The following is an 11,749-nucleotide window of genomic DNA, read 5'->3' as shown; positions in this document are numbered from 1 at the left end:
GGTGGAAGTTGCTTATACAAAGATAGAAGTTCGCTATGCAGAAACTGACCAAATGGGTGTCGTTCACCATTCAAATTATGTAGTCTGGTGTGAACTTGGTCGTACCCATTTTATTGAACAGCTCGGCTTCAAATACCATCAATTGGAAAAAGAAGGTGTGCTCTCTCCAGTAACGAACATTGATTTAACCTACAAAGTCCCGGCAGTCTATGGTGAAACAGTACAAATTGCAACTTGGGTTGAATCCTATGACGGCGTACGAGTAATATATGGATATGAAATTAAAAATGCCAAAGATGAGATTTGTGTGACCGGGAATTCAACCCATGTCTGTGTGAACAAAGAAACCTTTCGTCCGCTAGCCATTCGCAAGCATTTGCCTGCTTGGCATGCTGCTTATGAGAAAGCAAAAAAATAAGGGAGTATGAGTATGGCTTTTGGAATCGACCGCCATGAATTAACAGAATGGAAAAGGAAAGCGCAAAATCATGAGATTGCTTTTATTACTCATTATTGGATCGACGAAAATAATCCGGAGTACACAACGGTAACGAAAGTAGGATGCGAAAACCTCCATCTACTAAAAGAATGGGGTTCAAAATATGGCTTGAAACCGGAGTGGATCCATCTTCGTGAGCCTTTTCCTCACTTTGATTTGCGTGGTGAGTGGCAGGTTTATATTTTAAAAGAAGAAAAGAAATATAATCAGCTTGAACGTTTTTTTACACCGTAAAAATGTATAAATAGTTGAAGAAAACGGTATTTGTGCAACGAAGCTCAGCCTACGCCGTTGGCTTGGCTTTGCAAAATTTTCTTTAACGAGTAGACGTTGTAGCCGACTGCTTAGATTCAGCAACATGCTAGGAAAGAAGCGGGATTTTCAAATCGCTTACAGAGAGGGATATGTTTACCTTATGCCGAAGTAGGAAATGAACAACTAAGGTAGTAGTTATTTAAGGAGGGAGAAGCTGTGGCTAAAACACAAACAGATATTATCTCTGAATTGGAAGTAAAGCAGGATGTTGACCCAGCACAAGAAATTCATAACCGTAAAGAATTTATGAAAAATTACTTAGAAAAGACAAAAACAAAAGGTTTTGTACTCGGCATCTCTGGTGGTCAAGACTCGACCTTATTAGGTAAATTGGCCCAGGACGCGATTCATGAACTAAATCAAGTCTCAGCTATGCAAAGAACTTTTATAGCTGTCCGTCTCCCTTACGGTGAACAAGTGGATGAAGATGATGCCCAGGAAGCTCTTCGCTTTATCAAACCAGATAAAACGATTACGGTTAATATAAAAAAAGCTGTTGATAGTGCGGAGGAAGCGTTTCAAGAGGCCATCGGCCATGAAATGAGTGATTTTAATAAAGGGAATACAAAAGCACGCGAACGCATGAAAGTTCAATATGATTTAGCTGCTGAATATGGTGCGCTTGTGTTAGGAACAGATCATGCGGCTGAAGCCATATCAGGATTTTTCACTAAATTTGGAGACGGGGCTTGTGATATTGCTCCTTTGTTTGGTTTAAATAAACGACAAGGGAAAGCTCTTCTTCGCGTCCTAGATGCCCCGGCTTTTATTTATGAAAAAGTTCCAACAGCCGATTTGGAGAGTGACAAACCTGCTTTGGCCGATGAAAAAGCATTAGGTATGACTTATGAGCAGATCGATGACTTTCTTGAAGGAAAAGAAGTGCCAGCATCGATTCATTCCAAAATTATCGAGCGCTATGAAATGACTGAACATAAGCGCCAACTTCCTGTTACTCCGCAAGAGGAGTGGTGGACCGAACTTTAAATGGTCATTCTGGTCTTCACCTCATTTTAATTAGGAGCTCTGTAACATGTGGTTAATTTTCGCTTCGGGCTGTTCCCTTTTTCAGCCAGACTTACAATCAACACAAAGCCTTAAACAGAGCCTTCTTAAAAGATAATGGAATGAACAGCAGGAAGGAAGAGACGTTATGCAGTGGAAATACGTGATATTAGTTTTTCTCGTGTTTTTATTAGGTTTTATGAGTGGTTATATTTTTCAGAGTGAGGAAACAGCGACAACTACCGCTACTGAATTCAACGCTGAAACAACTAGTGATAACCTGCTTGCTTTCGGGGAATCAAAACGCATCGGTGATTTGAATGTTACCGTTCACGAGGCATATGAAGAGTATGATGAGAGCGATAACCGCTACATTGTAGTCGATGTCTCTTTCTTTAATCCGACAGAAGATACGAAGCAAATTTCACTCTTTAATGCTCACTTAGTTGATGAAGACGGATATACGTATGAATATGACAGTGAATATGGTGATCAACGACTTATTGGCGGTCACTTACGCTCTGGAGGGCAGCGCAGAGGAACGATTGCGTATGAGGTGCCTTCCTCTGCTTACTATGAGTGGATATATACGGACCATTTTGGCACAGGTCAAAAAGGCTGGCTAATAAAAGATGAAGAAGATTAACCGGTCCAACTTGTTATGGACCGGTTCTCTCTTTGCTCTTGTTAACTACTTCCACTATTCTGTGGGTAAGCATGAAGAATACTGGTGAAAAGAGGGATCATGATGAAACGGACAGATTTACATATGCACACAACTGCTTCTGACGGCAGCTATCAACCACAGGAATTGATAAAAAAATGCGCAGAGGCTAAACTTGAATGGATTGCAATTACGGACCACGATACAACAGCTGGGATTGAAGAAGCAAAATCAGCTGCAGCTGATTACGGAATGAATGTCATTAATGGTATTGAATTGTCATGTGTTCATAATGGAAAGAGTGTACATATGCTTGGGTACGGTATAGATCCAAGTAGTAAAAGATTACAGAATGAATTGAAAAATCAGCAATGGATGCGGCAAGAACGTCTTACCCATATGCTTACACAATTAAAAATGGAAGGTATTTCACTTGAAGAAGAAGAGGTTTACACCTATTCTAGTAATAAAAATGTTGGGCGTCCTCATTTGGCTAAAGCCCTGTTGAACAAAGGGTATGTCCGTTCAGTCAAAGAAGCGTTCGATTTGTATTTGGCTGAAGGGAAAAAGGGTTATGTGCCAAAGCCGAAGGAATTCACACCAGAAGAAGCGATGGAACTCATTGAGGTAAGCGGCGGTCTTTCCGTTATTGCTCACCCGAAGGATTATAACTTGGATGCCATGATTCATTCCTGGTTGGTAACAGAGAAACTTGCAGGTATTGAAATCTGGCATCGTGAACACGACAAAAAAACGGTCAAGCGCTTTGAACAGCTTGCTGATATAGCAGAACAAGAAAGCGGCAGACCTGTTATCCGCACAGGGGGATCAGACTTTCACCATGAGGCACATGGAAGCATTCCTCTGCATTTAGGAGAAGTTACGATATCTAACCAGTACGCTGAACAGCTGCAAAAGCGAATTTCCACCGCCCAGACATGACTGACCTTTGATTCTAATGAAAAAAAGAGCTTTTTTATTCATTTTAAATTGACAAAACAATTGCTGAATGCGAATAATTTTGATACTTTTATTCATTAGAAGGAATTTGTATGTTTATGAATTTACAAAGGAGTAGTAAGCCTTATGCCTATAAAAGTACCCGATTATTTGCCGGCTAAAGATATATTAACGGAAGAAAATATCTTTATCATGAATGAAAGCCGGGCCTACACCCAGGACATTCGCCCTCTTAAGATACTGATATTAAATCTGATGCCGGAAAAAGAAAAAACAGAAACGCAAATATTACGATTGCTTGGAAATACCCCACTTCAATTAGATGTCTCCTTTTTGCACACCGATACGCATCGGTCGAAGAATACACCACAGGAACATCTAGCTTCTTTTTATAAAACGATTGATGAAGTAAAGTCAACAACATTTGACGGTATGATTATTACGGGTGCTCCAGTTGAAAAACTAGAGTTTGAAGATGTAGATTACTGGGACGAGCTCAAGATGATCATGGAATGGACCAAAACGAATGTCACTTCGACTCTTCATATCTGTTGGGGAGCTCAAGCAGGACTATATTATCACCATGGCGTGCCTAAGCACCCGCTTCCGAAAAAGCAATTCGGCGTCTATGAACATGTCGTGCATGCCCCTAACGAAAAATTAATGCGAGGCTTTGATGACGTCTTTCTTGTCCCTCACTCTCGTTACACTGAAACGCGCAAAGAAGATGTTGAGAAAGTGGACGAATTAAAAGTTCTCTCTGATTCCGATGAAGCCGGAGTATATATGGTGAGTAATACGAATGGAAGTCAGATATTTGTGACGGGTCATAGTGAATATGATGCCCTTACCTTAAAGGAAGAATATGAACGTGATCAACGCCGAGGTATTTACACAAGTGCCCCCGAAAATTATTTCCCAAAAAACGACAATATTGAAAGGCCTCCGCTTAGATGGAGAGCTCACTCAAACCTCTTGTTTTCAAATTGGTTAAATTATTATGTTTATCAGGAAACTCCTTTTGACTTCGCATAGAATGAATTGATCCGCATCAGCACATGCGGATCTTTTGTTTAGCATTTGCCCGGGGGCAGGTGCTCTAACAATGCCCAGCAAAAAAAGAATGCAAGAGACAGGAAATTGTTAGCTGGTCACTCATGCTATAATATAGGTAAATACATGCTGAAGTTTAGCTGACTATGAAGTTATTTGGAGGCGCGCAGAACATAAGCCGGCAGGTGATAAGCGGTGGCAAACGAGATTCATATGATAAACGGAGTTAACGTATATACGGAATGGTATGAATGTACCGACCAAGAGCGGGGAGCTGCGTCGAAAAGGTTATTTATATTAGTACATGGTATTTTTTCTTCTACTTTTAGTTTTTTACCCTTGCTTCCTGAATTGCGAAAAAGCGGAGATGTTTTGGCGGTGGATTTGCCAGGATTTGGCAAAAGTGAAAAAGGAAGGCGCGCAGGCTTTTCCTATCAAGATTACGCAAACTTACTGGAAGACTTATTACAAAAGGTTGCTGCTGAAAAAACCATCATTGCCGTTGGGCATTCGATGGGAGGCCAGGTTTTACTGCGACTAGCGAAGGGAAATTCCTCCTTGTTGCATCAGCTCGTCTTATTAGCTCCTTCTCTATATTTGCCGCAAAGCAAGCTGGCATTCCGGTACGTAGCAAAGCTTCCCTTTTTCTCACAATGGCTCAAACGCTATATTAAAAAAAAGCGCGTGGAAGACGTACTCAAAAGCGTTTTCTACGATCCTGCATTTGTTACCAAAGAGCGAATTGCAGCCTACGAAGAACCATTAAAGGAGCCATCGTTTTATCGGTCTCTCAGCCGCTTTATTTTTCAAAGAGAAGGAGACCTAGACTCGGCGGAAATCCAGGAGCTCACCTTGCCTATTTTAGTCATATGGGGAAAAGAAGATCGGATTTTGCCCGTGAAATTGGGAAGGAGATTCTGTCATGATATAGCGCATGCCAGTTTAGTTGAACTAGAGCATACGGGTCATTTACTAAGCGAAGAGAAGCCTGAGCGTGTAGCTGCTGAAATTCGTGATTTTATTAATCACTACAGGTAGCACGCGCTGCCTTCATCTAGCATTTTGTTTGTTCAAGCTTTGACTGACTTTAAAAAGAAGCGGTGATACATATGGATGCATTAGATATTGTTATGAATAAAGACCAGATTTTTCCTTACTATCAGCCTATTTTAAGTGCGGACCGTCACACGATTATGGGCTATGAAGTTTTGGGTAGAATCATGCAAGAGGACGAACCGTATAGTCTTGGGGGATTTTTTCAGGATGAAGGCATACCCGAAGAGTATCATCTAGAAGTAGATGAATGGATCCAGGTGCAGGCACTCGAAGCGTGGGCGCAGCAAGAAGACCCTGTCAAACTCTTTTTTAATATTTATCCTTTTCATTTCATTTATGATCGTGGTGAAGCTTTGATTGAACGGATGGAAAGCTACCAAACTGATGAGCATACGATTGAACAGATTGTATTTGACATACGCGAACAGGATTTATTTGATGAAAGCTCGGGCTTAAAAGCTTTTTTACAATATGTGAAAAGTCTGGGCATTCAAGTAGCGATTGATAATGTGCGCCCAACTGGGGATAGTTTAGAACGGTTGGTTCAGCTTGAGCCGGATATTCTTAAAGTTGATATGGGAGCATTTAATGAAGATACACCAACAGAGCTCTATCGAGAAATGCTGCATTCAATTACTATGCTCTCTCGGAAAATGGGTGCCTCACTCTTATTTGAACGTGTTCGTTCATTTCAACAGTTAAATGTTGCCTGGCGGCATGGAGCCAGGTATTATCAAGGCTATTATTTACAGAAGCCGCGAAGCACGTGGCTGGAGGCAAATGCCTTGGAAGAGCGGCTACACAAAGACTTTTATTATTTCATGGATTACGAACGCAAAAAAATTGAAGCGCAAATGGCGTTAAGCGAAACGCTGGCTGAACGGGTTTCCTCAGTATTAAAGAATGTGGAGACTACTACAGATTACGAAACTCTTACGTTATCTATTGCTGAGGAATTAAGCGATCTTTGTTTCCGAATTTATATTTGCAATGCAGACGGGATTCAAGAATCCGGTAACGCTTACCGCACGTCGGATGGGTGGGCGTACAATCCTAAAGATAAAGACCGGAACTGGAGTTGGCGTCCTTATTTTCTTGAAAACATTATGCGCATGGCATATGAAGGCAAAGGCATTCTTTCTGATCTATATACTGATATTCATATTAATGAGCGCATACGAACTTATTCCTATCCCATTAAAGAAGAAGCTTATTTGTTTTTAGATATCCCGTATGATGTTTTATTTGAGCGAGATTATTTGCTTTAGAGCCTTCTCTACCAGAAAGCAGAAAGAGAGGCAACACAGATGGTAACTAAAGAAACGTATAAAATTATGGCATATTTATTTATGGCCTACTCTGCCTTAACGGTCATGATCGGCTATTTACCGGTCTATTTTCAAGCGAATGGATTTAGTGAGACCCAGATTGGCTGGCTTATGGCAGTGGGGCCGTTTGCCACTATTTTTGCCCAGCCCTTCTGGGGATTTTTAAGTGATCGCTATAATACAGTAAAAAAAATACTAGGGTTATGCGCGGTGATGGCTTTATTTGTCAGTATCCTGTTCTTTCAAATGACTTCGCTTGCGTTACTCTTGGTAGCAGGTTTTTTTCTTTTTGCTTTTTTAGCTCCTTGTACAGCACTTGGAGATAGTCTTGCTCATAAACATGCCTCCAGGCAGGAAGTGTCATTTGGCCGCATTCGGATGTGGGGTTCGATCGGTTTTGCGATCACCTCTCTTGCTACTGGTTTTGTTATTGAGGAACTAGGGGCAAGCTGGATGTTGCTTCCTTTCACGATTTGCATAGGAATTGCCTTTTTAGTGATTCTTCGATTAAAGGACGTCGAACCTTCAAGTCGTTCCGTTACGCTTATTCATGCCGTAAAGCATGGGCTGCGCCCGAAAATTATTATCTTTTTAGTGATCATGTTTTTTGTTTCTGTCGGGCATCGGACAAACGACAGTTTTCTAGGGTTGTTCATTGTGGAACAAGGCGGAGGCGAATCATTAATTGGCTGGGCCTGGTTTATCGGAGTAATCTCTGAAGCATTAGTACTGATGTTATCCTATCTTTGGTTTCGAAGGTTTCCTGCTTTGTATTTTATTATTATAGCAGCTTTATTATATGCCATACGTTGGCTGCTTATGGGCTATCTAGCTACGCCCGAGGCTGTTCTTTGGCTGCAGTTGCTGCACGGGATCACCTTTGCTTTTATGTATATCAGTGCTCTTCAGTATATCTCCAAACTTATGCCAGAAGAATTACAGGCTACCGGCCATTTATTATTTATTACTACCTTTTTTGGTGTTTCGGGAATCGCCGGTTCTCTTGGCGGAGGCGTTTTAATGGAGGCAGTCACTGGAGTTGGCATGTATTATGTTCTAGGATGGCTTGGCCTGGCTGGAAGTTTCGGCTTAATACTATTTACCCTAATCAATGAGCGCAAAGCCTTTTATGCCTAAGTAAAGGAAGGTGGAGGGATAAACATGACAACAGGGAAGTATATACTCCGGTCGTTTAAAGATATATGGAGAAAACAAGAAGACGTGTTCATAAGCGGCGAGTCACTTCACTCTATTCTCTCTGAACTTTATCATTTCTTTACGAAGGAAGGCGATGATGAACGCTTGCAGGAAGTGAATCGGCTCTTACGCAGGCAGGAAGATTCTCCGTTTATTATAAGTTTCGCCGGCTCCTTTTCGGCAGGGAAGTCCACTCTTGTTAATTCGTGGGTAGGTGAGCAGCTTTTGCCTGCCCACCCGATTCCTACGACAGCGACCAGGATCTATATCGCCCAAGGTTCTCCCTGTGTAACGATTGAATTAGCCAATGGCAGCCAATTAAAACGAACGCCTCCTGTTGATTGGGATGAAGTCCAGACCTACTGTAAAGATGGAATGACTGTTTCTTCAATTTTCATCCAAACAGAGGCGTTTTCTTTACGTAATGATGTGATATTGGTCGATACACCGGGAATAGATGCGAATGATAGTACTCATCAACACGCAGCTCAGCAAGCTTTATATGAGAGCGATTTAATTGTGTATTGTATGGATTATTCACAATTGGCAACGAAAGAAAACGAAATGGTGTTACAACAGTTACAAGAGCGCTGTTGCCGAATAGTGGCAGTTATAAATCAAATCGACAAACACCGGGAACAGGAACTTTCTGTTGATACTTTTAAGCAAACAGCAGCTTCTTTTTTGGAGCAGGTAGGAGCCAAAAGCATCCCCCGTTTCTACCTTTCTGCCAAAGAACCTTCCCACCAGTTTAGTGAAACACAGGAATTTGAGCAGTATATGGCGGCTCTTTTGCAGGACCCTATCCAAGAGAAATATTATAGCATTTGGTTGTATCTTTACCGTTTACTTGAAGATTATATTGAATGGAAGAAGACGAAGGAATGGGAGCAGTGGGAGAAAGAGGAGAGATTAATTCAGGAAGCAGGGTGGACGAGCTCTCAAGTCCTGAACGAAAAGGAACATATTACGCAGCGGCTTAAAGAATTAGAAGAATTAGAAGCTGACTGGGAACGTCTTCTCTTTGCAGGAATCACTTCCGTTTGGGAAAAAGCAAGTTTGACACCCCATCCTACTCGTTTAAAAGCGAGGCAGTATCTCGCTTCTCAACAATCTACGTTTAGACTTAGCAAACTTTTGCCTAGAAAACGAAGAAAACACAAACTACTAAGTCAGCAAAAAGAGCTTTTATATGCACTGCAGGCTAATGCAAAAGCATATATGTCCCTCCCTTATCGTGAGCAGTTCAAACAGCTTTTTGCAGCTTATCATATCCCGGTTGCCAACCTAGAATCTCTGCTATTAACTCTTCATGCCCCGTTTGAAGAAGAAGTTATCCAACGCGCTGAAAGAAGTGGGGCAAGACTTGATTCTGATTATGTATTCGTGTTTTGTCATCATTTAGCGGATGAAGTCCGTCAGGCGTATAAACGTTGGTTGAGAGAGCATTTACCCTTAATTTCAGCAGAAATCACGAGTGAAATCACTAAAGAAAAAACAGCCCGTCTCGAAGAATACCAACAGCTTAATGATTTGTATGAGGCTGCCCGCAAAGCAAGCAGTTATGAAGAAAAAATTGCTCAGCTGAGGGAACACTGGCACCGTGACTTCCAACAGGCGCTAACGTTCTCAGTTGGCCTTCAGCCTGCGCAACAAACGCTGCAGCTTGCTTCCTTTCATTCTGAAGCAAGTGGAAGGCTCAATATTGACGAATTCAATCCTTCAGTAGAAGCGGAACACAGCAATGTGAGTGACGAACAGGCAGCTTTGGCTTTGTCTATTTGTGACATTGTACGAGATGAACTGGCTTATATGGCTGGCTTTGAAATGTATCGTGAGCAGCTTGAACGTTATAAAGATCGTCTTTTAAACCAATCCTTTCGTTTATCATTATTTGGTTCATTTAGTGCAGGCAAGTCGGCGGTGGCGAATGTCCTAGCCGGCCAAATGCTGTTCCCTTCTACGCCTCAGCCGACTACAGCAGTTACTACTCATCTTCACGCCCCTACTTTCCAAGAGCCAGCGGGGACCTGCAAGGTTGTATATAAGTCATATCAAGAACTATTTCAGGATGTTAATGATTTATTGTTTGTGACTGGGCGAAGGGTAGAAGGTGTTCATGAGTTGAGAGAGTTATGGGAAGAAGAAGAACGGTATTTGGCTAGGGCACAAGAAGATAAAAAGCAAAAAGCACAGGAGCCCTTGCCAGCGCTTTTGTATTTAGAGGAAAATGAACGTTCATTATTACGCCTGTTTGATCAAGGATTTGATAAGTTCGAACCTTATTTTTCTACTACTGAAATTCAAACTGCTGCGCAATATAAAGCGAATTGTGCCAATGAAGCAGTTGCTCTTTTTTATAAAGAAGCCCATCTTTATTTTGCCAGTCCCTTAAGTTCCCATAAGATTGAGTTAACCGATACACCAGGAGCAGGCTCTATACATTCCCGCCATACAAAAGAAGCATTTCAAGAATTGAACGAAGCAGATGCGGTTGTGTTTGTTACGTATTTCAGTCATGCTTTTACACGCTATGACCAGCAACTTGTTGAAGATATCCAACGTTTGACTGCAGCACGGGGGATGGACAATATTTTCTTCCTCATAAACGCTGCTGATTTAGCAGCCTCCAACGAGGAACTAGAAACTGTACGCCAATATGTAGAAGAAGAGTTGGTGAAAGCAGGTGTGCAGGCGCCCCGTCTGTTTGCTGTATCATGCTATCAAGTGTACGAGAACAATTGGAAACTTACGGGCTCAGGATTTTCTTCCTTGCAAGAGGAACTCATTTCTCATCTAACATCTGCTATGACACCACAGTTAGTAAATAATATACAAAAAACAATCCATAACGCTTATGAACGAGCAAACGAGCTTTATGAACAAGCCCGCACACAAAGAAGTGATGCGGTAATGGCAGAGCGGTTAAGAGTCGAAGAAGAAGAGGCCAGTTCATTGATTGCAAGCTGGAGTGGGGAGGTAGTAAAACAGCGAGTGCATGAAGAAATTGAGGAATTATTCTATTATGTAGGCCAACGGGTATTTTATCAGTTTAATGACGAGTGTAAATACAGGTTGAATCCAACAGTCTTTCAGCTTGAGCGTGAATTTCACCCTCAGCTCCAACGTCTCATATTTGAACTGCTCCGCTGGTTTCAGCATAAATTATACCAAGAAATCAGGATCACCGAGGTCCGTATCAAAACATTTTCTCAACGACTTCTACTCAAGGAATTGAGGGATTTAGCATCCGAACTTCATATAGAAGACATACCAATACATGAAGAAGATCTCGAGAATATACTGTATTTACCTTATGAAGATAAAGAAATAGAATGGCCAGACCATATTACTGAAGTCATTCGGCCCTATACAGACCGGAGGACATTTTTTACCGACAATCAGCATAAGCAACTGCGGGAAAAGCTCCAAGACGAGTTAAGAGAAGAAGTGGAAGCTTTTATAAAAAAGAAGAGTAAAGAAATACAAAGTTATTATCAATTTCAGCTCCAAGCGGCTTATCATCGCTTTACATCTGTATTTATGGGGGAAGTCAACAAACGAAAAGCGAGCCAATGGAGATATTATACGGAGGGGGAGGGAGAAGAAAAACTCCAGCAACTAAAACAAAAAATATGTGATAATTACGAAAAATTAAAGGAAGTGTAAGGA

The 11,749-nt window shown here is 41.5% G+C and carries 10 protein-coding genes; all 10 read left to right on the top strand.

Annotated features, from left to right (window positions below):
* Window position 1 precedes the first annotated feature (1 nt).
* Window positions 2-418, top strand: coding sequence for an acyl-CoA thioesterase (locus D469_RS0105695; protein ID WP_018922415.1), 417 nt, complete (start codon window positions 2-4; stop codon window positions 416-418).
* 12 nt (window positions 419-430) lie between these two features.
* Entirely contained in the window at window positions 431-733 is a 303-nt protein-coding gene (locus tag D469_RS0105690) for a hypothetical protein (protein WP_018922414.1), read from the top strand.
* Window positions 734-970: 237 nt separating this feature from the next.
* On the top strand, window positions 971-1,801 hold the full coding sequence (nadE, locus tag D469_RS0105685) for an ammonia-dependent NAD(+) synthetase (RefSeq protein WP_018922413.1): 831 nt from the start codon (window positions 971-973) through the stop codon (window positions 1,799-1,801).
* 166 nt (window positions 1,802-1,967) lie between these two features.
* Window positions 1,968-2,465 carry a DUF4352 domain-containing protein gene (locus tag D469_RS0105680; protein ID WP_018922412.1) on the top strand — a complete coding sequence of 166 codons (498 nt, stop codon included), beginning with the start codon at window positions 1,968-1,970 and terminating at the stop codon, window positions 2,463-2,465.
* Window positions 2,466-2,564: 99 nt separating this feature from the next.
* Window positions 2,565-3,425 (top strand): PHP domain-containing protein, encoded by an 861-nt coding sequence (locus D469_RS0105675; RefSeq protein ID WP_083910731.1) that lies wholly within the window; start codon window positions 2,565-2,567, stop codon window positions 3,423-3,425.
* A 144-nt stretch (window positions 3,426-3,569) separates the two neighbouring features.
* Complete coding sequence (gene metA / locus D469_RS0105670) at window positions 3,570-4,478, top strand: homoserine O-acetyltransferase MetA (RefSeq protein WP_018922410.1); 909 nt, start codon at window positions 3,570-3,572, stop codon at window positions 4,476-4,478.
* Window positions 4,479-4,691: 213 nt separating this feature from the next.
* On the top strand, window positions 4,692-5,534 hold the full coding sequence (locus D469_RS0105665) for an alpha/beta fold hydrolase (RefSeq protein WP_018922409.1): 843 nt from the start codon (window positions 4,692-4,694) through the stop codon (window positions 5,532-5,534).
* Window positions 5,535-5,605: 71 nt separating this feature from the next.
* Complete coding sequence (locus D469_RS0105660; protein WP_018922408.1) at window positions 5,606-6,820, top strand: EAL domain-containing protein; 1,215 nt, start codon at window positions 5,606-5,608, stop codon at window positions 6,818-6,820.
* Window positions 6,821-6,859: 39 nt separating this feature from the next.
* Window positions 6,860-8,017 (top strand): MFS transporter, encoded by a 1,158-nt coding sequence (locus D469_RS0105655; RefSeq protein WP_018922407.1) that lies wholly within the window; start codon window positions 6,860-6,862, stop codon window positions 8,015-8,017.
* A gap of 24 nt (window positions 8,018-8,041) precedes the next feature.
* Entirely contained in the window at window positions 8,042-11,746 is a 3,705-nt protein-coding gene (locus tag D469_RS0105650) for a dynamin family protein (protein WP_018922406.1), read from the top strand.
* Window positions 11,747-11,749: the final 3 nt, after the last annotated feature.

It is taken from the genome of Salsuginibacillus kocurii DSM 18087 (genome assembly GCF_000377705.1).
GTDB lineage: Bacteria > Bacillota > Bacilli > Bacillales > Marinococcaceae > Salsuginibacillus > Salsuginibacillus kocurii.
Note: the sequence above shows the minus strand (reverse complement) of the source record. Positions and strands in the feature narration are given on the sequence as shown.